This window comes from Exiguobacterium sp. SRB7LM, assembly GCF_015712685.1.
Lineage (GTDB): Bacteria > Bacillota > Bacilli > Exiguobacteriales > Exiguobacteriaceae > Exiguobacterium > Exiguobacterium profundum.
The window spans coordinates 552,811-574,086 of record NZ_VWVR01000006.1 but is presented as its reverse complement, the minus strand read 5'-3'; the positions used below and the strand labels follow the sequence as shown (position 1 = coordinate 574,086).

The following is a 21,276-nucleotide window of genomic DNA, read 5'->3' as shown; positions in this document are numbered from 1 at the left end:
AAATTCATGGTTTTCATGAGTTAGTGTCCTTCTGTCCCTGTCATAATGATCAAGGCAGACAACTGAATGTGACAGTCTGCAAACGCGGTACACTTCAAGAATTGATAGCGTCCGACACATTAAGTATAGTCGATGGTCTCGCTTTCATCAATCATTCCACACTGCAATCTCAGCAGAATAGACCGGTTCGACCGTTCCATCCACTTCGAGTAGCAGTGCCCCTTCCTCCGAGATGCCTCGCATGACACCTGTTCGCGATGTCCGGGACACACTCAAGGTGATCGACTCATTTAAATAGGCGGCATGTTTCATCCAGTTCAAGCGAACCGGTGCAAATCCTACGTCAAGGAATCGGTCGTATTCGGTCTCGAGTTCTGCCAATAGTTCCGCCAATAACTCACTGCGATGATACCTCGTCCCGGTCTCTATATAAAGGGAGGTCGCCCGGTGCGCCAACTCAGTCGGAATGTCATCGCCGTTGACATTCATTCCGAACCCTAAAATGACGGCTTGAATGCGGTCCCCTTCTGTTTGCATTTCCGTCAAAATACCTCCGATTTTCTTGCCATTTAACAGTAAATCGTTAGGCCATTTGATTTTCACGTCAAGGTCCCGCGCATTCAACGCTTTCGCAAACGCACTTGCCGCCATCAAGGTCATCTTTGATGCGTCGCGAATGGGTAATTCCGGTCTTAAAATCACACTTGCCGCGATATTGACGTGCTTCGGATTGTGCCAGTTACGACCGAGTTGTCCGCGACCGGCCGTCTGTTCCTCGCTCATGACGAGCGTCCCCTCTGGCACATGTTGTTGCGCCAGCTCATGGGCGATTCGTTGTGTCGTGTCGATTTGGTCAAACGCATGGACGATTTGACCGAACCGTCCCTTCCGATATGACGCAAACGCCGGTTCATCGAATCGGTCACTTTGCTCAAGCAATTGGTATCCTTTTCTTGGGATCGTATGAATCGCATAACCGTCTTGCTTAAGCGTTTCGATATGTTTCCAAATAGCGGTACGTGAAATATTTAATTGACGGGCCAACTCTTGACCACTCCATACTTCACCATCTTGTAATAGCGTCAGAACACGCCCGCGCGTTGAAGCCATCGTTTCGCCTCCTCTTTCAATACTGTCTCATGGTTCGGTAACTCGTTTAAGATGACGCGTCGTTCGAGGTCGGCTAACAGATGCTTGATCGCTTCCCCACGTGCACCGAGCGCTAAGGCGTCCCGGCCGTCAAATTTCAACTCTTTTCGTGACGTCATCGTGAGCGACTGTTTCAGTTCACGGCTACGGTCTTTCTCCCCGTTCATCCGGAAATAAGTGGAGAGCGTCTGTTCATCCGTCGCATAAATCGTCATCCGGTCAAGTCCCGTCTCACAGAGCAGTGCAAGCGTACGCGCCTCCCGTTTGATCGCGTTCGACCGTTTCCATGGCGATAGCCAGCTGTCATCCTGTGCATGATAGAGAAAGAGTGCCCATCCGCTGACCGCGTTCACAGGTGTCCGAGCGTCCTCTTGGACACGCTGCATCAGTTCGGTCGTCACGTTCGGTAAATAGTGATGAATGCCGAGCTCGACCATTTCACCTAGCGCTTTCTTGTATGCAGGTCCCGTCAACAGTTTCTCAAATTCGATCGCGATACGCTCCATCGCAATTTGTTCGAGCTTATGACCGAGCCCGCTCGCCGCTTCCCGCAACTCGTCATGTAAGGTGAAATCGAGTTGTGACATGAAGCGAAGCGCACGCATGATGCGTAGCGCGTCCTCTCCGAACCGTTCAAACGGACTGCCGACTGTTCGGATGATTCGTTCTTCTAGATCATGTTGACCACCGAATAAATCGACCACTCGTCCATCATGGAACGCCATCGCGTTCATCGTGAAGTCCCTTCGTAATAAATCCTCTTCAAGCGATACCCCGAGTGCGACATGGTCCGGTCGTCTCGAATCCGAATACGATCCTTCCGAACGGAACGTCGTCACTTCGAACGGGTGGTGGTCAATAATGACCGTGACGGTCCCATGTTCGATACCGGTCGGAACCGACTTCGGGAACAGCGCCATCACCTCTTCCGGGAAGAGGGACGTCGCCAAATCGATATCATCGGGCAGACTCCCGAGCACATAATCCCGAACAGCACCACCGACGATATACGCCTCGCCACCATGCTGTTCGATCGTGTCGATGATTTGTTTTGCGTATTCCCATTCCGTCATGATGTCACCACCTGTTCATACAAGCGTTCATATTCGGTCACGATATCTTGTGAGGCGAATCGCCGAGATTTCACCAATCCGTTTTGTCGGAACCGTTCTCGTAGCTCACGATCGGTCAAAAGCCGCTCTATCGCAGAGGCGGCCTGGCTCGCATCCCCTTTTGGAACGACGAAACCATCCTCACCGTCCGTGATCACTTCCGGCAGCCCACCCGCATCGCTCACGACAGAGGGCACACCCGTCGCCATCGCCTCGAGCGCCACGAGACCGAACGCCTCCTTGTCTGATAACAGGACGTGAACGTCGCTGATTGCAAGAAGTGCGGCGACTTGTTCTTGTTTCCCGGCAAAGATGACCTGCTCTTCAAGCCCCATCTCCGTCACGAGTCGACGCATCGCACCCATGAGCGGACCATCTCCGACGAGTAATAGTTTCTTATTCGGCACATCCATCTGATCGAACGCCTCAAGGACGAGGTCGACGCGTTTGACAGGACGGAAGTTTGAAATGTGGATGGCGACCCGGTCCTCATCCGACAAGCCGTACCGTTCCCGTAATGTCGGGTCGAATTGAGGCGTATACACCGATTCATCGATGAAGTTATGGATGACTTGGATCGGCAAATCACTGGCAATCCGCTCTTCTGTCTCCCGTTTCAAACTATGAGAGACCGCCGTGATCGCGTTCGATTGACGCAGCCCGTATAGAATGGCCGGTTTCAGTTCCTCGTCCTCACCGAGTACGGTGATATCGGTACCATGTAACGTCGACACGATCGGGGTCTTCACACCCGCCATCTCGCGACCAAGCGCAGCACAAACGGCATGCGGTACGGCATAGTGTGCATGGATGACATCGAGACCGAACGATTGGATGACACTCGCAATCTTCGCTGACAATGTCATATCATACGGCGGATAACGAAAGACCGAATATTGATTGATTTCGACTTGATGGAACGTAATATTTGGGTGATAGGCGTTCAAACGAAACGGCATGCTGCTCGTGATAAAATGCACATCATGCCCACGGTCCGCAAGCTTCATCCCGAGCTCTGTCGCTAAAATCCCAGAGCCTCCGACAGATGGATAACAAAGAATCCCAATCCGATACGTCATGCGAGTTCACCTGCCTGTTTTACGACATATGGTCGAACGCGCTTCAACCCTTCCGCATAGGCGACTCCAATCAAGCTCCCAAAATGGCGTTCACGGGCGATAACCCGTTCCACATATGCATCGGTGAGCGGTGTCTTTACCCCATCGACCGGAGTGAACTGACTCGCGTAACATTGAAGCGCCCGTGTCTTCACTTCGATCGTGTCACTAATATCCACGCACACATCTGGTTCGACGTGAGCATTGATCATATATTGGTACACACTTTCCGGACGATATGCCTCGAGTTCGGGTAAGTACTTTCTGATTCCGGCATTAAACAGCGCCTCTGTCACGAGATGGGCGCAGGCCGCATGGTCAGGATGGCGGTCGACTTCGTATGGATAGAGCAAGTGGGTTGGGCGCTCACGGCGAATCAAGGAGACGATTGCCTCGAGCTGCTCTTCTCCCCCGTCAATCCCACGGTCTTTAAATCCTAGATTGATTCGACGGACACCAAGCACGTCATCAGCCGCACTTGCCTCCTGTCGTCTCGTTTCTACATCACCATTTGAAGAAAGTTCCGCTCTCGTCAAATCAACGTATACGACCTCAGTCTTCTCTTTCGTCCATTGGGCGGTCATGCCGGCGATTCCGATTTCGATATCGTCCGGATGTGCCCCGATGGCTACTACTTTCATCTACATCACCTCTTCTTTGAAAAGTATAGCCGACTCGTTTCTGAATGTCATATGTTCAGGGTAGTCAATCGAACTGTTTTTCGAGTACTCTATCTAAGGGGAGGTGAACCTGATGACGGTACAATTACCGATTCGTGTTCGAAATATTATTTTTATCTTAATAGGTTCTTTTATTTTTGCATTCGGCGTTTATCACTTCAACGTCCAAAACAATTTGGCCGAGGGTGGGTTCACCGGGATCACATTGATCCTCCGTGGACTGTTTGATATATCACCTTCTGTCACGAACTTGGCATTAAACATCCCACTCTTTTTCATGAGTTACAAGTTGTTAGGTCGCACGACCTTCATCTATACGCTCATCGGGACATTCTCTTTTTCAATTTGGTATGCACTCATCGCCAAGTACTCGACGCTCGTCATCGATTTGACAGATGACATGGTGCTCGCAAGTCTTTTCGCCGGTCTCTTCATCGGGGTCGGGCTTGGCATCATCTTTAACAATGGCGGGACGACGGGCGGCGTCGATATCATCGCACGACTCGTACAACGCTATTTCGGATGGTCGATCGGGAAGACGTTTCTCATCTTCGACTTCTTTGTCATCGTCCTCAGTTTGACGTACCTCGACATTCGTGAGGCGATGTACACGCTCCTCGCCGTCTATATCGGGGCACGCGTCATCGACTCGATGCAGGAAGGGACATATGCTGGTAAAGCGGCGATGATCATCAGTGACCATCGGACTGCCATTGCGGATGGGATTCATGCGACGATGAATCGAGGCACGACTCGACTGCTCGCCAAAGGTGGTTATTCAAACCGAGAACTCGAGGTTTTATATGTCGTCGTCGGTCGAAACGAAGTGAACCGATTGAAGACAATCGTCAAACAAATCGACCCGCATGCGTTCGTCACGTTCCATCACGTGTATGAAGTCGGGGGCGAAGGCTTTACGTTCGATGAGAATCGGATGCCTCTGAAATAAGCTAAAAAATCGCCTCGTTCATAAGATGAACGAGGCGATTTTTATGGTTCGATGTTGAGCACTTCGACTTGAATCGTGCCTCCTGGCGTTTCGATTTGAATTGTTTGACCAATTGTCGCACCCATCAAACGACGACCGAGTGGCGATGTCATTGAAATGCTTCCTCGTTCTATATCCGCTTCTACCTCACCCACAATTCGATAGCTCTCGGTCTCTTCTTGTTGTAGTTCCCGAATCACGACCTGATTTCCGAACGTCACGACTTCCGAACGTTCCGACGCGACAATTGTCGCATCGTCAAGGAGGTAATTCAGTTCTAAAATATCCGCCTCAATCCGTTCATATTCATGTACCGCTTCAAGATAGGTGACGTCTTCACGGAAATCACAAAATTTTCGAGCTGTCCGTATCCGTTCACGCGCATCCGTTCGCTCATTTTTTAACCTCGCAAGTCGATTTGTCAATTGGTGATGACCTGTCTCTGTCAGTTGCGGTTTCATTAACAATATTTCCTTTCGTCAAAAAATTAAAAAATCCCGCCAATCGACGGGATTCCATTCAATCCTATTCATCACGCGGCATAAAGACGATGAGTGCCAAGCGAATAAGTTCGGCAACCGCAACGAGCGTTGCAGCGACGTAAGTCCAAGCCGCGGCATTCAACACTTTCCGCGCACCTGTCTCTTCTGTCGCCGTCACGATTCCGTGAGACGTCAGTTGAGCCATCGCTCGTTTCGATGCATCGAACTCGACCGGTAACGTGATCAACTGGAACACGACCGCCCCGAGCATCATGATGACACCGAGCTGAGCTAAACCGAGTGCCCCAAATAAGAATCCACCGAGCAACAACGGGAACGACAAGTTCGACGTGATGTTGACGACCGGAACAAGGCTGTGGCGAACGCGCATCATCTTATAGTCTGTCGCATCTTGAATGACGTGACCAATCTCGTGCGCAGCAATCGCGGCAGACGAGATTGTCGACCCTTGATACACTTCGCGAGACAAACGAACGACTTTATTGACCGGGTCATAGTGATCGCTCATGAGTCCATCGACCATTTCGATTCTCACGTTGTGCACACCGTTTTGTTTCATGATGAAATCAGCGACTTGCGCACCTGTGACACCGCTTTGGAGCGGTTGTTTCAAAAACTGCTTATACGTACTTTTCACTCGCATCTGGGCCCATAAGGGGATGAGCATGATCAGTGCAAGATAGAAAATATAGCCACCTAATGACATTTTCTATTTCACCTCTGCATGTATTTGATAATTTGATTTTACATTCTTATGACCTTATTTTCAAGCGATGGACGTAGTACGAAGGCATATCCCATAAAAAAACATAATCCGGTTAACCAGAAAGAGCCGTAACCGATCCACATGATGTGTTCTGCCAGTGACGGATAACGTGGCCATTGACCGAGTACATAATCGACGACGTCATTATGAATTACCCAAATCAGCGTACATACAAACGAGGTGACCGTCCATTTCATGAATGGCGCGTAGATGAGCGCCTGTAAGGCCATTGCACCGTGAGAGACCATCAACATGACGGCCATCAAGATGGTCAAGGTCGGCGCATCCGGTGGTAACGTGCCCAAATACATGATGTTCATAATCACGGCCCAGACCCCGTATTTAATCAACGTGATGAAGGCCAGCGTCTCGAACAACGGGGAGCGCTTGTTAGCTAACCAAAGTCCGAGGACAATCGTAAAGAAGAATGATGCTGTCGGACTATCCGGTACGAACAGCCAATAGATGTACGGTGTGTCACGTAATTGAGGCTCGTACCAGATATACCCGTAAATCGTCCCTCCCAAGTTGATGATCAATAGAATAGTCAATACAATCCGATGCATCAAGAACGGTTTTAAAAACATGGGGTTCATTGTCTCAATCCTTTTTCTTCAGTTTATCGTATGCGTCGTGCAGAAGTAAAAAAGTGTAGCCCGATATTCAGGCTACACTTGATGACTTACTTGTTATTTTCGCCGCCTTCACCGTATGAAGCGATGAACTCAGACATGGCTTGGAGATCTTCATCTGAACCATCCCACTGACCAGCTGGCATCGTACCGACACCGTTGACCGCGATTTCCGCGATTTCTTCAGCCGTATACTGTGTGCCGACGAGTGCTGGAGCCGCTGCTCCACCTTCTAGGTTTTGACCGTGACAGTTGACGCAAGATTGAGCTGAATAAATCTCATATCCTGGAGCCGCTGTATCGATTTCAGGACCTTCACCTGGAATTTGAAGCTCACCTTGTGCATGGACTTGATCCCAGTGTGTCGTTTGAACAGATTCCCAAGTCAAGTAGAAGACCGAGAGAATTCCAAGTAACATGAAACTGATCGCGACTGGACGTTTCGCCGGTCGACGCTCGAGACCTTGGTCAAGCCATGGTGCAACGAGAAGTGCCGTGAACGCCAAGCCTGGAATAATGACTGTACCAAGTAAGATCCAGTCCCCAGCAGCGAATTGATATTTGAGTAATTGATACAAGAACAAGAAATACCAGTCCGGCAACGGAATGTATGACGTGTTCGTTGGATCGGCGATATTTTGAAGCGGTGGTGCTTCGACAATTGTCAAAGCGATGAATCCGATCAAGAAGACCGATCCTACCATCCACTCTTTAAGCAAGAAGTTCGGCCAGAACGCCTCTGTGCGTCCTGGGTATTCTGAATAGTCTTTTGCAATGTTTTGTTTCCGATTCGAGATTCCTACTCGAGAGTCGGTTACAAATTTCATCCCTTTACCGCGATGCATATCGTTTCTCCTCCTTTTTCTCCTCGAATCGGCTTATAGCGGTCCAGAAACCCCTTGTTTACGAATCATCAAGAAGTGGGCTCCCAACAGTCCGAACAATGCCGCCGGTAAGAAGAAGACGTGAATTGCGAAGAATCGTGCGAGTGTGCTCGCCCCGACAATCTCACCACCAGCGAGAAGTGTCTTCGCAATACCACCGATAACCGGTACACTTTCAGCGATTTGAAGCGTAACTTTCGTTGCGAACAATGCCTTCATGTCCCATGGAAGCAAGTATCCTGTGAGTCCGAGCGCCAAGACGACGAAGAACAAGAGAACACCAACGACCCAGTTGAGCTCACGTGGCTTCTTATACGATCCCGTGAAGAACACGCGGAGCGTATGTAAGAATAACATGACGATTGCTACAGATGCGCCCCAGTGGTGCATCCCACGAACGATTTGTCCGTGTGCGATCTCATTTTGCAAATAATACACCGACGCGTGCGCGTTGATGATATCTGGTACGTAATACATCGTCAAGAACATCCCTGAAAGGATCTGGATGACGATTGTAAAGAACGTCAAACCGCCAAAACAATAGACAAATGCAGAGAAGTGATGAGCAGGGTTGACGTGTTCCGGTACTTCATGGTCTGCGATATCGCGCCAGAGCGGTGTGATGTCTACGCGTTCATCGACCCAGTCATAAATTTTTTGTAACATCGGCTAGTTCCCCCTCTCATTACTGAGCGACTGGACTACCTAAATATAGGAAGCCGTCTTTTTCTTCTTTTTCATAACGTGCAAGTGGTGCTGTCGGCGGTGTACCTGGAATGTTCGTTCCATCTTTTTCGTAACGTCCCAAGTGACACGGACAGAAGAATTCTTGTGGACGAGTCGGATCACCCGCAAATGCTACCTGACAGCCAAGGTGTGTACAAATCGGAGAAAGTGCGATGATCTCGCCACTATCTGTTTTGTAAACCCATGCTGAAAGCGTTTCTTCAAATTCATACCAAGCATCTTGTGTTTGTTTCTTAAAGTCGACACGTTGCGGCTCAGTCGTGATGTCATCAAGACTCATTACTTTTACTTTGTCGCCTGCACCAGTTTTTTTCAAAACCGGATCGATCGCAAAGTTGACCATCGGACTGATCAATGTTGCCGCCATAAAGCCACCTACTCCAGTCAGTGTGTACGTTAAGAACTGACGGCGCGTGACTTTTGACCCATTTTGAGCCATTTCGTTCCCCCCTCATTCGTGTGCATAACCCCATAATTCTTTATGCATTCTTCACAAAAATTTCTCACTCAACAAAATAGTATATCAATAAAACCTCTACGTCAACCGCTTCATGTCGCCATCCAACGGCTCGAAAGTTCCGTGATGACTTGTGTCGCAAAATTCTGGACCATCGTGTGCGCTTGATCGCTTGACATCGATCCAAGCGCGAGCGGTGGTACGAACAAAACCGGCAAATCAAATGCTTTGAAACGGACGTCTGACGCGATAAACAATACGTAAGAAAATCCAGATGAATTTGCTTTCGCCACCACATCCTGCGCCAATTTCACACCAGCTTCCACATCGGTGTAACTGATGGTCGGGCTGAGCATCGTTCGACCAGATAATTGACGTTCTGTCTCGGTCGTGACGGCATGAATCACTTCATAGCTTTCGGCTTTGCGAACCATATCCTCACCAAACGCCAATTCTGCGAGCGGAACGATGAGCGTATCGACGTATTGTCGTTCGGCAATCGAGCGGAGTGCCCCTTGACTATCGAACCTCATCTTTTCCCTCCTCTCCTTCATATCTCATCATGTCTATTGTAGCGTACATGACTTCGCTCACCTTTCAAAGTTATGAACGAACTGTGAAATAATTGTGTATTCCTACGTAATTAATATACCAAAAAACAAGCGCCTACCGGAACGGAAGCGCTTGTTTTTTTCAAAATAATTTAGATGATCGCACTTGATGAAGTTGAGTCGTCAGATTACGAAATAAATTTTCGTCCCGTCGATCGAGCGCCTTATCGATTTCAATCAGCAATCGTTCTTCTTCAAATTGAGCAACCGATGCTTGAATGATCGTTTGAGCAGAAGACGAGACTTCATCTCTCACTTCTGCCACCGGTTCAAACGGATTCTGTTCGACGATGTCGACCCAGTTCTCATCGATCATCATGCCTTGAAAATTTAACTCTACATAGATTGGCCCATCGTGTAGACGGATGTCATGATAAGCCTTCTCAGGATTCATGGTCACAAGGTCTCCCCGTCGGTATCGAAACGGTTCACCGTCAAACCCGTACGCTGTCATCACGAGACTACGTGGTGAGACCGAAGCGTTTGTCACGAAATGAACGTTGCCAAGCTTTTCAGGATGTCTTAACCAATAGTCAAGAATCCACTTTGCTTCACGTTTCCGAAGCGTATGATGAGCGACGAATCGCTTCAAAAAATTACGTTTCCGCTCGACCATCTGACCTCATTCCCTTCCCTTATTCATTCTACGTCATCAGACAATTGTTCGAGCTGTTCTTCGAGCGCTTGGCGATCATCGAGGTCGACCACCAATGCAAGCGATTGCTCGACCACACGTCGCGCATCTTGTCTACGACCTTCCTCTATCAACAGTGTAGCCCATTCCGTCACAAATGACACGTCCTCTTTCATCATCGGTTCAATTGAGGCATACAGACTGACCGCTTCGTCGTACGTTTCGAGCTCATATTTCGCCTTCGCCTTATACCATGTCATGAGCGGCGACGTCGCATGATCTTCGAGTGCATCGATGGTTTCGAGAACATCATCGAATTCTCCTGCTTCAAATAAAATCGATAAGAGCAATTCGGTCGCTTGTAACGACTCTGGATTTAACACGAGCGCCTCACGAAGTTCTTTAATGGCACCGTCCCGATTTCCGAGTTTGAGAAGCAGTCTTGCTTTGACGTGGCGTAGTTCATCATTATAATCGTCGCGCGTGATACCTTGATCGACGATCTCAATGGCCTCTTCTGTTTGCCCGATTGCATCGAGTGCCTCGGTATAGGGCAAGTAGAGCGACGTGAAGTCTGGGTCCATCGCCTGAAGCTCTTTGAACTGCTTGATCGCCACTTCCTCACGTCCGATCCGATGAGCCGTCATCGCATGACCGAAGACGGTGTTCAAATCGCGATGTGTGGCCCGCTCATATTCTTCGAGCGCCTCTTCAAACGATCCGACCATCGTGAGGGCCTCCGCGTAATCCGCTTGATAGTCGATTTCAGCCGGCAACTTCATCTTCGGAAGTCGCGCATAGAGTGGAATGGCTTGTTCAAATGAACCGGTAGAAGCATACAATTCAGCCAATCCATAGATGAGTAAAGGTTCATCCGGATTCTTCTCGAGCGCCTCCATCAGTTTCTTCACTGCCACTTCATCCAATCCTTGCGATTGATACAGATCAGCAAGGAGGACGAGGCTCCTCACTTGCGTATCTGCGTCATCCGATTTGATTTTTTCAAGCACGGCAATCGCTTCCTCTTCACGGTCACTATCCAAGTATGCTTCCGCCAGCGATAGGGCGACATTCGGGTCTCCCTCATAGTCGACGTATAGTTTTGAGAGAACGGCTGTCGCCCGGTCGGCAAGACCTAACTCTAAATAGAGGTCGGCGATAGCTAAACGGTCATCATCCGACCCTTCCTTCTCAAGTTCTTCTAGATGCATGAGTGCATGTTCCGTCTCACCTGACTCAAGCATCTCGATTATATGTGTTAAAGCTGATTCATCTAGCATGGTTCGTCCTCCTGGGCTTCGGTTTGTCGTTATTCTATCTTACGTTGAACCCGTTGTAAATCCTCACGGAATCGAGGATAACTGACATCGGATGCCTCGATCCCCTCGATGTGAACGGCTTCATCGGTCATGAGTGACGCAATCTGTAACATCATGGACAAGCGATGGTCTCCGTAAGTCGAGACATCTCCTCCATGAAGGCGACTCGGATTGACGATGAATCCGTCCTCAGTGCCGACAATGTCCACACCTAACTTCCGTAGTTCCGAGACGACCACGTCAATCCGGTCAGTTTCTTTCACGCGCAGTTCCGCTGCGTCTTTCACGATGGACGGTGAATTCGCTTGAGAGGCGACGAGTGCGAACAGTGGTAATTCATCAATCTGTGAAGGAATTAAATCCTTTTCGACGACTGTGCCGGTTAGCTCACTCGTCGTGACCGTGACGTCTCCGACTCGTTCTTCACCGACCAATCGTTCGTTCGAAATGACGACATTCGCACCCATCCGTTCAAGCGTACGTAAAAATCCAATCCGTGTCTCATTCAAACAGACGTCCTTCGTCGTAACTGAACTATCTGCCACCATGGCCGCCCCTGCCCAGAAAAACGCAGCCGATGACGGGTCTGCCGGTACGTCGACCGTACATCCTGTCAATGACGAGGGTTCGACACGGATGACGCGTAACCCTTCCTCGTTTACAATCGATAGCTTCGCACCAAACAGGGGCAACATGCGCTCGGTATGGTCACGTGACAACATCGGTTCTCGAACAATCGTTGTACCCGAGGCATGTAAGCCCGCGAGCAGGACGGCCGACTTTACTTGGGCGCTTGCGACCGGTAACGTATAGTCAATGGATCGAAGCGTCGTTCCTTCGATGACGAGGGGTGCCATATCCCCTGTCACGTGTGCGCCCATGTTTCGTAAAGGCTCTGTAACGCGTCGCATCGGACGCCGGGATAATGATTCATCGCCTACGAGTTCAAACGACCCGTTATAGCTGGACAAGACACCGATCAGTAGGCGCATCGTCGTACCTGAATTTCCACAGTCTAGACGTGCCGAGCGCGGAGACGCAGTCCCCTTAATAACTAGTTCGTCTTGCAGTTCTGTCACGTCGGCTCCAAGTGATCGAATCACCTCGAGCGTCGAACGACAATCGGCACCGAGGAGTGGATTTCGCACGTGCGTCGTCCCGTTCGCCATCATCCCGAATAACAGTGCCCGATGTGTGATGGATTTATCACTCGGTACACGGATAGAACCGTTTAAACTCATCGTTCCCACCATCCTTTCATCTGTTCAAACGTATGTCGAAGATGTTCGAGCTGTACCGACTCCACAGTGATCGTTTCACGAAGTAACACAAAACGAATTACACCATGACGGTTCTTTTTATCCAGCATCATTTTTTCCACGTAGTGGTCGAATGGTTGCCAATCGATTGGCGTGACGTCGTTCGAACGCATCCAATCGAACAATCGCTTCGCTCGAACTTCATCTCCTGACACGAGGAAAGCGAACACCATCCCGTGTAAAACCGCTTCCCCATGTGGGATACGATAGGCTTCCACCGATTCAAGGGCATGACCGAACGTATGCCCGAAGTTGAGCCAAGCACGAATGCCTTGTTCTCGCTCGTCCGTCTCGACAATAGTTTGTTTCACTCGAATCCCACGGGCAAGCCACGACACCCAATCCAATCGCTCATTCTCGTTCAAGTCTAAAAACAAGTCGTCCTCGAAAGAAGATTCGAGGACGTAACGTGATAAGTACGCATGTTTCAATAACTCACCGAGACCGCTTCGCACTTCCTGGACGGGCAAGGTATTCAGTCGACTGACGTTGTAATAGACGCCTAACGGTTGATAGAATGAACCGATTGCATTTTTCGCAAAGGGGTGATTGACTGCCACTTTGCCTCCGACAGCCGAATCGTGAGCCAAAATCGTCGTTGGCACTTGTATGTATGGAACGCCTCGCATGTAGACACTTGCTAGAAAACCAGCCAAGTCGCCGATCATTCCACCACCAAAGGCGACAATCAGTGTTTGGCGGTCACATCCGTGGCGCAACCCTTCTGCGACAAGCTGCTCGAGCTGAGATAGCGATTTCGACGCATCACCTGCTTCGACGACGGACGAGACGACGTGGGAATGGGTCAGATTCAATGTAGAACGGAACGACTCTCCGTAAAGAGACTCGACATGTTTATCCGTAACGACCCATAGCATCGAATAACTAGACCAATCAACTGAATCGATCCAACAATCCTGATTGTCCAAGACGACTTCGTATGGGGTCGATGCTGAGATTGAAATCGTTACCATACTCGCAACTCCTCCCGATACTCATCGACCCGATGTTTGATTCGTTCCATCGTGTCGTGCCCGAACGTCTCACAAACTTCCTTCGCGACTTCAAATGCGATGACTGCCTCAACGACGAGGGAAGCGGCAGGCACAGCGCACGAGTCACTCCGCTCGATTTGAGCTAAAAATGCCTCTTTCGTATCGATATCGACCGATTGTAAGGGTTTATAGAGCGTAGGAATGGGTTTCATGACGGCTGAACAAAGGATTGGCATCCCCGTAGTCATGCCCCCCTCAAATCCACCGAGATGGTTACTGAGTCGCGTATACCCATCATCCCCGTATGCGATCGGGTCCATCACTTCAGAACCCGGACGATACGCCATTTCAAACCCTTCACCGAATTCAACACCTTTAAATGCGTTAATACTCATGACCGCTTGTGCGATTTTCGCATCCAGTTTACGGTCGTACTGCACATACGAGCCAAGTCCCGGTACAACACCATGTACTTCTGTACACACGATTCCACCAATCGAGTCTCCATTTGCCTTTGCCTCATCGATTCGACGCATCATCCGCAACGCGGCCTCTTCATCTAACGTACGTACCGGTGAGGCATCAACGACCGCTTGTGCTTCTTGAAGCGAATCAAATGTGCACGACTCCGCCCGTTCCCCACCAATCACTTTGACATAACTAAAGAGGGATACCCCGACTTGTTGAAGGAGTTGCTTACAGAAAGCCCCGACCGCTACACGAGCCGCTGTTTCTCGTGCGCTTGAGCGCTCCAATACGTCACGTAAGTCTCGATGGTCGTATTTCATCCCACCGACCAGGTCAGCATGTCCAGGTCTCGGTCGAGAGACGCGGCGTTTCACTTCGATATCGCTCTCAATCGGTTCAGCCTGCATGACGTGTTTCCAATGCGTATGGTCTTTATTCTCAATCCAAAATGTGATGGGTGCACCTGTGGTCACGCCATGCCGTATGCCCGAGCGAACTTCTACCTGGTCAGACTCGATTTGCATGCGGCGCCCTCTACCGTAACCCGATTGACGTTTTTTTAACTCTGCATTGATTTGAGAAATATCTACAGAGAGTCCGGCCGGGGCCCCTTCAATGATGACCGTCAGACCGGGACCATGTGATTCACCAGCTGTCAAATAACGCATCCGATCACCTCATCCATCCATTTTTTCATAAAAGAAACTTTGCTTCATTGCATAGCCGTAACGTTTCGGTTGGAAAATTTGTTCCGTCCCACCGACAAATAGTATCCCACCTGGACGTAACGCCCGCTGGAACGACGTATATACCTTCTCTTTCGCCTCTTCAGTGAAGTAAATCAAGACATTTCGACAGACGATCAAATCAAAATTGCGTTCGTACACATCCGCTAACAAGTTATGCTTTTTAAACGTCACCAGTTGCTTGATTTCATCTGAAATATAATAGTCGTCGCCACGACGGGTAAAGTAGCGCTTCTGAAACTCCTCCGGCAAATCGATGAGCGCCCGTTCATGGTACTTTCCTTGCTTCGCTTTTTCGATGACGACATCATCTAAGTCCGTAGCCATAATTGAAAATTGAGATGGGGCAAGATGTTTCGACAACAACATGGCAAGTGAGTATGGCTCTTCTCCGGTTGAACAGGCAGCACTCCATACGCGAAGCTTCCCTTGACTCGAGCGAATCAGATGCGGGAGGATATCCTCTTCAAGCTGTTGCCAACGAATCGGGTTGCGATAAAATTCACTCACATTGATTGTCATTCGGTCGAGAAACTCTTCATAAAGTTGACGATCTGTATCCATCGCCTTCAAATACTCTAAAAACGATGCATACCCCTTCTTTTCGCGTAGTGCGACCATACGGCGCTTCATCTGCGCCTCTTTATATAAGTTCAAGTCAATACCAGACTTGATATAAAACTTTTTTACAAAGATGGCATAATCATTCATCACCAATTTCAACCTCAATTCTTTCTCATTTCCGCATTCTTGTGACCTCAGGCGATTCAAAGGGAATCAAAAAGGGACAGGTTTCCCCGTCCCTCGAAAAGTCATGAAACGTGTGAAGCCACTTCAGCGAACCAAAGTGAGAGTTCACGTTCCGCGCTATCCACACTATCAGAACCATGAATAACGTTTTGTGACATCGTCGATGCAAAATCACCGCGAATTGTTCCTGGTTGAGCATCCACCGGTTTCGTCTTCCCGATCATTAAACGAGAGACGGCCACGATGTCTTCCCCTTCCCATTCCATCGCAACGACAGGACCAGAAGTCAAAAACTCGACCAATTCACCAAAGAACGGCTTTTCTTTATGCTCTGCGTAGTGTGCCTCTGCGACCTCAACTGACGGTGTCACCATTTCGAGACGGTTCAACGTATATCCTTTGTTTTCGAAGCGTGAGATGATTTCCCCAATCAATCCACGTTTTACCCCATCAGGTTTAACCATTAAAAATGTCTTTTCCATTCCCCAAATCCCCCTAAGTCTATAAATGTGTACGTTGTACGTATTTAGTGTACACGGTCCAACACATTTTTGAAAGGGGTTACATGGGGCATTTACCATTTGCGTTTCCCAATATATTGCGCAATTTCAATTAACGACCGCTTGTCTGGAACATCCGGCAACCCGTCTAGTCGGCGGATGGCACGGTTGACGTAACGATCAATCGTCCGTTGACTGCGTTCTAACGTTCCGTTTCGTTGCACTTCCCGGACGAGAGATTTCGTCACTTCCGTATCCGTCGAGGCGTTCACTTGACGGAGGCGTTCATAAAAGTCGGAATCCTCAGATGAATATAGGAGCGGTAACGTTTTATGACCGTGCTTCAAATCTTCCCCGACCGGTTTACCGAGCTGAAAACTCTTAGCGGTAAAATCAAGCAAGTCATCCGTCATTTGAAAAGCCATACCGATGTCATATCCAAACAGACTTAGTTGCCTCACGATTTGTGGAGACGCTCCAGAGATGACAGCTCCTGCCGCACAACTCGTTTCAATCAACAGAGCGGTCTTTCGCGCAATCCGATCTAAATAGCGCTTCGGTGATTGCCCCCACTCAAATTGATCTTGGATTTGATTGATTTCACCGACACAGATTCGTTCCATCGTATCTGCCATGATGCGCATCACTTCTGGTGAATCAATTTCGGATACGAGACGAATCGCTTCTCCGAATAACGTATTCCCTGTATACATCGCTACTGTTTCATCATATCGTTCCATCACGGTTGGTTTGCCACGACGGAGCATCGCGTCATCGATGACATCGTCATGGACGAGTGATGCCATATGAATCAACTCAAGACTTGAGGCAACTTTCGTCAAACGGATATCTTTCGTCTCACCAAACCCGGCGCTCAGTAAGACGAAGGCGGGTCGGATGCGCTTGCCACCGGCATCGAGTAATTGGCGCGATGCCGATTCAATGACAGGGTGGTCCGTCCTGACTCGAGTAGATAAGAATTGATCGATTTGATCAATCTCTCGGTTCATATGACGATAAAGTCGCTTCAAAGACATGGTTCACCACTTCTTTCCTAGATGCATGGCACATGCACCTCCGGAGAATGTCTTCACTTCGACTTGTTCAAACCCGGCATCTTCGAACATCCGCTTGAGAGTCAAACGATCTGGGAACTGATCGGTCGACTCCTGCAACCACTTATACTGATCGTATGAACCGGCAAAGACCTTTCCAAAAAGCGGCATGACCGTTCCAAAGTAAAAACGGTACAACTCTTTAAAAAGCGGTGCTGTCGGTTGGCTCGTCTCGAGACAAACAACCGTTCCACCTGGTTTCAAGACACGGTGCATTTCACGCAAGACCGTCATATAGTCCGGAACGTTTCGGAGTCCAAATCCGATTGTGACATAGTCAAAGGAGTTGTCACCAAACGGAAGAGCCATCGCATTTCCATGAAGCAATTCGATGTTCGGCCAAGATTTGACCTTTTCTTCTCCCACTTTTAGCATGTTCTCTGAAAAATCGAGTCCTTTCACAACTCCCGTGTTTCCGGCAGCATCCGCCAATTGAATCGTCCAGTCAGCAGTCCCGCAACAAACGTCTAAACATTTAGCCCCCGGAAAGACGTTCATTTTTTTCATCGTTGTCCGTCGCCACCATTTATGAAGTCGGAAGCTGATAATCGAGTTCATCGTATCGTAGCTCGGAGAAATGGACTGAAATACTTCGTATACTTTTTGCTCTTTTTCTATCGGTTGCAACGCGTAACATCCTTTCCGTTCTAAGCGACCGCATGCGCGAGCAACGTCGTAAGTTGCTCCTTTTGGTCTTGTCTAAGCGCTGTCGCTTTCTTTTCAATCATTCGTTTCCCGCTCGTTGTCAAATAAGGTTGTTCAATCAGTTCGGAAAGTGTTTGAATCAATCCGACGTTCGCTTCGAGCCAAACGTTCATTGAAACGTTCTTCTCAAGCAATAAGGTGCACTTCGCCGCATTGACCCGCTGTACAGACTGACCGAATCGATCACTGTATGATGATGGAAATTCCGTCAAGATTTTATAAAACTGAGCCGATGCAAAGTCCCCGGCGAGCACTTTTAATTGGCGTGCCAAAGATCCGTTCGGGCTGCTGTTTACTTGGTCGTGTAAATCAAGCGCTTGATGTGCGAAATAGGTTGCCATCACGAGTTGTCGATGCTCAATCGATTCCAAATCAATCATCTCGACCATCCAACGAAGCAATAACATGTCGACGGCTGGTACAACCTCGTGTTTCGTCAAATAGGGATGATTCATACGTGTTTCGATTTGACGAGCAAGGTCTGTGACAACGAATTCATTTGTCAACTGTTCCATGCTATCCCCCCTCGTCCACTTCATTGTCATTCTGACATAGTATAGCACATTTTTGTCACATTCACGTCATTCGAACTCGTAAACCCAACAAAAAAAAGCCGCCTTTCGGCGACTTATGTATTGCAGATTACTTGACCGCATCTTTGAGCGCTTTACCTGCTTTGAATGCAGGAACTTTGCTCGCTGGGATTTCGATATCTTCTTTTGTACGTGGGTTACGACCTTTACGGGCAGCACGCTCACGAACTTCAAAAGTACCAAAACCGATCAATTGAATTTTCTCACCGTTTTGGAGTGCTTCAGTGATTGATTCAAACGTAGCTTCTACGATTTTCGTTGCTTCTTTTTTAGAAACATCGGCTTTCTCAGTAACAGCTTGGATCAATTCAGTTTTGTTCATCACGATTCACCTCCTCTCACAGGGAGTTTACGGGATTAATCATATCGTACAAACGTTGATATGACAACATTTTTTGCATGATTTCGCGACATTCACTATCAAAACAGGTTCAGTTGTTTAAAAAAACGACTTCTCCTCGTTCATCAATTGTGTATCCTTGCGAATAAGCTGGGGCGAATGGAGCATCTTTATAGAGCAAATAACGAATGTCTTCGCCAATTTCAGGTGACTCATCCGTCTTTTGAAGCGCTTCCTTCACATCTTCTCGATAGTCTACAAACAGTTGTCCCGTGCCATCCACATAGATCGGAAGTTCACGATCCGAATAAGGACTTGGAATGAACGGCTCTTCTGTGACAAAGATTTTATCATAATCGAGCGTGAACTGATTCTTACCTAATGATCCGTCAAATGGGAACTTGCCTTCTTTTGCCCGAAATGCGTTGATGTTCGTTTGAAGTTGTTGCAACCGCTCAGACACACGCAAGTCGATCAGCTTCACGGTCGGTTCCGTCTCGACATCGACGAGGATATATTGGAACAACCCGCCACCTTCGAAACTATTCGCCGGTGGGTCCGCTAAATAGCCAGGCACGAGACGAGCGAATTCAACTGGGTAACGCTCCATGAGAGGCGTTTCTGCTGGTTTCGTTTTGATTGGCAATACCCCAGATTGCTCACGATAGGCATTGACCGCACTTTGTACCGTATTCAATTGATCTTCGTACGGGATATTGTTGGCCCGTTCTGATTCAGGAAACATACATCCTGCTAACAGTGTCGTCAAAACCAGACTGATAGCGACAATCTTTTTTTTCATCACGTTTATCCTCCAGTCGGTCCTGAGACGACGACAAAAATCATAATTACAGTCCCAAATAAGAAAATGATGAAAGCAATCAGTCTGACGAGCGTGGCGAACCAACCGCTCAGTTTCGTATGACTGAGTGCGACCATTAATGCAGCGATGGCGAAAGCTCCGATCCCTGCGAATGATATCCACATTTTGATGAGTGACGGTGTCACGTCTATCCCCCTACTTTCTCTATGTTCTCCAGACTTCAAGTTTAGCAAAAAAAAGCGAGGAACTGAACGAAAACGTCAGCTCCTCTCTCAATCTGTCTATTCTTCAAAATGGAAAACTTGTTCCATCTCGTGTTTTTGCGGGCGTCTCATCAATTTTTTCACTTCATCATGAGGACTCTTCCCTTCAAATAACACGTTATAGAGCGCCTCTGTGATCGGCATCTCCACACCCGCTTCTTTGGCGAGGGAATGGGCTGCTTCACAGGCACGGACGCCTTCGACGACCATTCCCATGTTCCCGAGAACGTCTTCTAATTTTTCACCACGACCGATGGCGTTACCAGCCCGCCAGTTACGGCTATGTTGTGACGTCGCCGTCACAATCAAGTCTCCGATCCCTGTCAATCCTGAGAACGAGGCAGGGTTCGCTCCAAGCTTCACGCCAAGTCGAGCAATTTCGACAATCCCACGAGTCATGAGGGCAGCTTTCGCGTTGTCCCCATAACCAAGCCCATCCGTCATACCCGCCGCTAGGGCGATGATATTTTTCAGTGCTCCACCGTACTCGGCTCCCACGACATCAGAATTCAAGTACACGCGGAACTGATCGTTGGTGAGGAGCTCCTGCACTTCATCCGCGACATCAAGGTCGGCACATGCGATTGTGATGGTCGTCGGTTTACGGACCGCAACCTCTTCAGCATGAGTTGGTCCAGTCAATACACCGATTGCCCGACGCTTAGAAGGGTCGATTTCTTCGGCGATGATTTCTGAAAGGCGCTTATGCGTTTTTGGTTCGATCCCCTTCGCGGCATGAACGATGGTGACAGGTTCCGTCAACAATGTGTTCAATTCCTTTGAGACAGGACGAATCGCCGAACTCGGGACGACGAGAAAGACGATACTTCGACCGTCTAACGCTTCTTTCAAGTTCGTCGTCGCACGAATTGATTCAGGTAATGGCGCGTCTTTCAAATAAAACGAGTTCGTATGTGACGAATTGATTTCATCCACATGTTCTTGTTCACGTCCATAGAGCAGGACATCATGGCCATTATCCGCTAACACGAGCGAGATGGCCGTTCCCCAGCTCCCCGCTCCGATGACAGCTACGTTTGCCATAAGTGGCACCCCCGT

The 21,276-nt window shown here is 48.8% G+C and carries 26 protein-coding genes; 1 reads left to right on the top strand and 25 read right to left on the bottom strand.

Annotated features, from left to right (window positions below; genetic code table 11):
* Positions 1 to 147: 147 nt before the first annotated feature.
* The 4 genes from F3H97_RS03730 to bshB1 are packed head-to-tail and all read right to left on the bottom strand — an operon-like array spanning position 148 to position 4,020.
* Complete coding sequence (locus F3H97_RS03730) at positions 148 to 1,110, bottom strand: biotin--[acetyl-CoA-carboxylase] ligase (RefSeq protein ID WP_196430577.1); 963 nt, start codon at positions 1,108 to 1,110, stop codon at positions 148 to 150.
* Complete coding sequence (locus tag F3H97_RS03725; RefSeq protein WP_196430576.1) at positions 1,083 to 2,222, bottom strand: CCA tRNA nucleotidyltransferase; 1,140 nt, start codon at positions 2,220 to 2,222, stop codon at positions 1,083 to 1,085. The genes F3H97_RS03730 and F3H97_RS03725 overlap by 28 nt, the downstream gene beginning before the upstream one ends.
* On the bottom strand, positions 2,219 to 3,340 hold the full coding sequence (gene bshA, locus F3H97_RS03720; protein ID WP_074037174.1) for an N-acetyl-alpha-D-glucosaminyl L-malate synthase BshA: 1,122 nt from the start codon (positions 3,338 to 3,340) through the stop codon (positions 2,219 to 2,221). Before bshA ends, F3H97_RS03725 begins: the two co-directional genes overlap by 4 nt.
* Positions 3,337 to 4,020, bottom strand: a complete 684-nt coding sequence (gene bshB1, locus F3H97_RS03715) for a bacillithiol biosynthesis deacetylase BshB1 (protein ID WP_015881484.1) — start codon at positions 4,018 to 4,020, stop codon at positions 3,337 to 3,339. The genes bshA and bshB1 overlap by 4 nt, the downstream gene beginning before the upstream one ends.
* A 112-nt stretch (positions 4,021 to 4,132) precedes the next feature.
* Between bshB1 and F3H97_RS03710 the strand changes: the two genes are divergently transcribed.
* The gene (locus tag F3H97_RS03710; protein WP_159562136.1) at positions 4,133 to 5,008 is read left to right on the top strand and encodes a YitT family protein; all 876 of its coding nucleotides are present in this window, start codon (positions 4,133 to 4,135) and stop codon (positions 5,006 to 5,008) included.
* Positions 5,009 to 5,049: 41 nt separating this feature from the next.
* Here F3H97_RS03710 and F3H97_RS03705 read toward each other — a convergent pair whose 3' ends face one another.
* From F3H97_RS03705 to F3H97_RS03605, 21 genes are all read right to left on the bottom strand, one after another.
* Positions 5,050 to 5,508 carry a GreA/GreB family elongation factor gene (locus F3H97_RS03705; protein ID WP_196430575.1) on the bottom strand — a complete coding sequence of 153 codons (459 nt, stop codon included), beginning with the start codon at positions 5,506 to 5,508 and terminating at the stop codon, positions 5,050 to 5,052.
* Positions 5,509 to 5,572: 64 nt separating this feature from the next.
* Positions 5,573 to 6,256: a zinc metallopeptidase gene (locus tag F3H97_RS03700; protein ID WP_074037177.1), complete on the bottom strand. Its 684-nt coding sequence runs from the start codon at positions 6,254 to 6,256 to the stop codon at positions 5,573 to 5,575.
* 38 nt (positions 6,257 to 6,294) lie between these two features.
* Complete coding sequence (locus F3H97_RS03695; protein WP_159562134.1) at positions 6,295 to 6,912, bottom strand: DUF1405 domain-containing protein; 618 nt, start codon at positions 6,910 to 6,912, stop codon at positions 6,295 to 6,297.
* An 86-nt stretch (positions 6,913 to 6,998) separates the two neighbouring features.
* Positions 6,999 to 7,793: a menaquinol-cytochrome c reductase cytochrome b/c subunit gene (locus tag F3H97_RS03690; protein ID WP_015881479.1), complete on the bottom strand. Its 795-nt coding sequence runs from the start codon at positions 7,791 to 7,793 to the stop codon at positions 6,999 to 7,001.
* A 33-nt stretch (positions 7,794 to 7,826) separates the two neighbouring features.
* Entirely contained in the window at positions 7,827 to 8,498 is a 672-nt protein-coding gene (qcrB, locus tag F3H97_RS03685) for a menaquinol-cytochrome c reductase cytochrome b subunit (RefSeq protein ID WP_015881478.1), read from the bottom strand.
* A gap of 19 nt (positions 8,499 to 8,517) precedes the next feature.
* Positions 8,518 to 9,018 (bottom strand): QcrA and Rieske domain-containing protein, encoded by a 501-nt coding sequence (locus F3H97_RS03680; RefSeq protein WP_159562133.1) that lies wholly within the window; start codon positions 9,016 to 9,018, stop codon positions 8,518 to 8,520.
* Positions 9,019 to 9,128: 110 nt separating this feature from the next.
* The gene (locus tag F3H97_RS03675) at positions 9,129 to 9,569 is read right to left on the bottom strand and encodes a DUF2487 family protein (RefSeq protein WP_196430574.1); all 441 of its coding nucleotides are present in this window, start codon (positions 9,567 to 9,569) and stop codon (positions 9,129 to 9,131) included.
* 160 nt (positions 9,570 to 9,729) lie between these two features.
* The gene (locus tag F3H97_RS03670; protein WP_159562132.1) at positions 9,730 to 10,263 is read right to left on the bottom strand and encodes a ReoY family proteolytic degradation factor; all 534 of its coding nucleotides are present in this window, start codon (positions 10,261 to 10,263) and stop codon (positions 9,730 to 9,732) included.
* Between the two features lie 23 nt (positions 10,264 to 10,286).
* Positions 10,287 to 11,561: a tetratricopeptide repeat protein gene (locus F3H97_RS03665; RefSeq protein WP_196430573.1), complete on the bottom strand. Its 1,275-nt coding sequence runs from the start codon at positions 11,559 to 11,561 to the stop codon at positions 10,287 to 10,289.
* A 29-nt stretch (positions 11,562 to 11,590) separates the two neighbouring features.
* Positions 11,591 to 12,841 carry a 3-phosphoshikimate 1-carboxyvinyltransferase gene (aroA, locus tag F3H97_RS03660; RefSeq protein ID WP_196430572.1) on the bottom strand — a complete coding sequence of 417 codons (1,251 nt, stop codon included), beginning with the start codon at positions 12,839 to 12,841 and terminating at the stop codon, positions 11,591 to 11,593.
* Positions 12,838 to 13,893 (bottom strand): 3-dehydroquinate synthase, encoded by a 1,056-nt coding sequence (locus tag F3H97_RS03655; protein WP_196430571.1) that lies wholly within the window; start codon positions 13,891 to 13,893, stop codon positions 12,838 to 12,840. Before F3H97_RS03655 ends, aroA begins: the two co-directional genes overlap by 4 nt.
* Positions 13,887 to 15,050 carry a chorismate synthase gene (aroC, locus tag F3H97_RS03650; protein ID WP_196430570.1) on the bottom strand — a complete coding sequence of 388 codons (1,164 nt, stop codon included), beginning with the start codon at positions 15,048 to 15,050 and terminating at the stop codon, positions 13,887 to 13,889. The genes F3H97_RS03655 and aroC overlap by 7 nt, the downstream gene beginning before the upstream one ends.
* A gap of 9 nt (positions 15,051 to 15,059) precedes the next feature.
* Positions 15,060 to 15,839: a CheR family methyltransferase gene (locus F3H97_RS03645; RefSeq protein WP_196430569.1), complete on the bottom strand. Its 780-nt coding sequence runs from the start codon at positions 15,837 to 15,839 to the stop codon at positions 15,060 to 15,062.
* A 101-nt stretch (positions 15,840 to 15,940) separates the two neighbouring features.
* Positions 15,941 to 16,360 carry a nucleoside-diphosphate kinase gene (ndk, locus tag F3H97_RS03640; protein ID WP_015881469.1) on the bottom strand — a complete coding sequence of 140 codons (420 nt, stop codon included), beginning with the start codon at positions 16,358 to 16,360 and terminating at the stop codon, positions 15,941 to 15,943.
* A 92-nt stretch (positions 16,361 to 16,452) separates the two neighbouring features.
* Positions 16,453 to 17,415, bottom strand: a complete 963-nt coding sequence (locus tag F3H97_RS03635; RefSeq protein ID WP_074037186.1) for a polyprenyl synthetase family protein — start codon at positions 17,413 to 17,415, stop codon at positions 16,453 to 16,455.
* Positions 17,416 to 17,418: 3 nt separating this feature from the next.
* Complete coding sequence (locus F3H97_RS03630; protein WP_015881467.1) at positions 17,419 to 18,120, bottom strand: demethylmenaquinone methyltransferase; 702 nt, start codon at positions 18,118 to 18,120, stop codon at positions 17,419 to 17,421.
* A 20-nt stretch (positions 18,121 to 18,140) separates the two neighbouring features.
* Positions 18,141 to 18,713: a heptaprenyl diphosphate synthase component 1 gene (locus F3H97_RS03625; RefSeq protein ID WP_196430568.1), complete on the bottom strand. Its 573-nt coding sequence runs from the start codon at positions 18,711 to 18,713 to the stop codon at positions 18,141 to 18,143.
* A gap of 127 nt (positions 18,714 to 18,840) precedes the next feature.
* Positions 18,841 to 19,113, bottom strand: a complete 273-nt coding sequence (locus F3H97_RS03620) for an HU family DNA-binding protein (protein ID WP_015881465.1) — start codon at positions 19,111 to 19,113, stop codon at positions 18,841 to 18,843.
* A 109-nt stretch (positions 19,114 to 19,222) separates the two neighbouring features.
* Positions 19,223 to 19,933, bottom strand: a complete 711-nt coding sequence (locus F3H97_RS03615; protein ID WP_196430567.1) for a hypothetical protein — start codon at positions 19,931 to 19,933, stop codon at positions 19,223 to 19,225.
* A gap of 5 nt (positions 19,934 to 19,938) precedes the next feature.
* Positions 19,939 to 20,139: a DUF2768 domain-containing protein gene (locus F3H97_RS03610; protein WP_015881463.1), complete on the bottom strand. Its 201-nt coding sequence runs from the start codon at positions 20,137 to 20,139 to the stop codon at positions 19,939 to 19,941.
* Positions 20,140 to 20,235: 96 nt separating this feature from the next.
* Entirely contained in the window at positions 20,236 to 21,261 is a 1,026-nt protein-coding gene (locus F3H97_RS03605; RefSeq protein WP_196430566.1) for an NAD(P)H-dependent glycerol-3-phosphate dehydrogenase, read from the bottom strand.
* Positions 21,262 to 21,276 lie beyond the last annotated feature (15 nt).

Excerpts from the sequence above, each read along its gene's own strand:
- ndk (WP_015881469.1), bottom strand. The coding sequence starts at position 16,360 with ATGGAAAAGACATTTTTAATGGTTAAACCTGATGGGGTAAAACGTGGA.
- F3H97_RS03680 (WP_159562133.1), bottom strand. The coding sequence starts at position 9,018 with ATGGCTCAAAATGGGTCAAAAGTCACGCGCCGTCAGTTCTTAACGTAC.
- F3H97_RS03625 (WP_196430568.1), bottom strand. The coding sequence starts at position 18,713 with ATGGAACAGTTGACAAATGAATTCGTTGTCACAGACCTTGCTCGTCAA.
- F3H97_RS03730 (WP_196430577.1), bottom strand. The coding sequence starts at position 1,110 with ATGGCTTCAACGCGCGGGCGTGTTCTGACGCTATTACAAGATGGTGAA.
- F3H97_RS03690 (WP_015881479.1), bottom strand. The coding sequence starts at position 7,793 with ATGCATCGCGGTAAAGGGATGAAATTTGTAACCGACTCTCGAGTAGGA.
- aroA (WP_196430572.1), bottom strand. The coding sequence starts at position 12,841 with ATGAGTTTAAACGGTTCTATCCGTGTACCGAGTGATAAATCCATCACA.
- F3H97_RS03665 (WP_196430573.1), bottom strand. The coding sequence starts at position 11,561 with ATGCTAGATGAATCAGCTTTAACACATATAATCGAGATGCTTGAGTCA.
- F3H97_RS03670 (WP_159562132.1), bottom strand. The coding sequence starts at position 10,263 with ATGGTCGAGCGGAAACGTAATTTTTTGAAGCGATTCGTCGCTCATCAT.
- F3H97_RS03645 (WP_196430569.1), bottom strand. The coding sequence starts at position 15,839 with ATGAATGATTATGCCATCTTTGTAAAAAAGTTTTATATCAAGTCTGGT.
- F3H97_RS03605 (WP_196430566.1), bottom strand. The coding sequence starts at position 21,261 with ATGGCAAACGTAGCTGTCATCGGAGCGGGGAGCTGGGGAACGGCCATC.
- F3H97_RS03725 (WP_196430576.1), bottom strand. The coding sequence starts at position 2,222 with ATGACGGAATGGGAATACGCAAAACAAATCATCGACACGATCGAACAG.
- F3H97_RS03695 (WP_159562134.1), bottom strand. The coding sequence starts at position 6,912 with ATGAACCCCATGTTTTTAAAACCGTTCTTGATGCATCGGATTGTATTG.
- F3H97_RS03710 (WP_159562136.1), top strand. The coding sequence starts at position 4,133 with ATGACGGTACAATTACCGATTCGTGTTCGAAATATTATTTTTATCTTA.
- F3H97_RS03635 (WP_074037186.1), bottom strand. The coding sequence starts at position 17,415 with ATGTCTTTGAAGCGACTTTATCGTCATATGAACCGAGAGATTGATCAA.
- F3H97_RS03620 (WP_015881465.1), bottom strand. The coding sequence starts at position 19,113 with ATGAACAAAACTGAATTGATCCAAGCTGTTACTGAGAAAGCCGATGTT.
- aroC (WP_196430570.1), bottom strand. The coding sequence starts at position 15,050 with ATGCGTTATTTGACAGCTGGTGAATCACATGGTCCCGGTCTGACGGTC.
- F3H97_RS03700 (WP_074037177.1), bottom strand. The coding sequence starts at position 6,256 with ATGTCATTAGGTGGCTATATTTTCTATCTTGCACTGATCATGCTCATC.
- qcrB (WP_015881478.1), bottom strand. The coding sequence starts at position 8,498 with ATGTTACAAAAAATTTATGACTGGGTCGATGAACGCGTAGACATCACA.
- F3H97_RS03655 (WP_196430571.1), bottom strand. The coding sequence starts at position 13,893 with ATGGTAACGATTTCAATCTCAGCATCGACCCCATACGAAGTCGTCTTG.
- bshA (WP_074037174.1), bottom strand. The coding sequence starts at position 3,340 with ATGACGTATCGGATTGGGATTCTTTGTTATCCATCTGTCGGAGGCTCT.
- bshB1 (WP_015881484.1), bottom strand. The coding sequence starts at position 4,020 with ATGAAAGTAGTAGCCATCGGGGCACATCCGGACGATATCGAAATCGGA.
- F3H97_RS03675 (WP_196430574.1), bottom strand. The coding sequence starts at position 9,569 with ATGAGGTTCGATAGTCAAGGGGCACTCCGCTCGATTGCCGAACGACAA.
- F3H97_RS03615 (WP_196430567.1), bottom strand. The coding sequence starts at position 19,933 with ATGAAAAAAAAGATTGTCGCTATCAGTCTGGTTTTGACGACACTGTTA.
- F3H97_RS03705 (WP_196430575.1), bottom strand. The coding sequence starts at position 5,508 with ATGAAACCGCAACTGACAGAGACAGGTCATCACCAATTGACAAATCGA.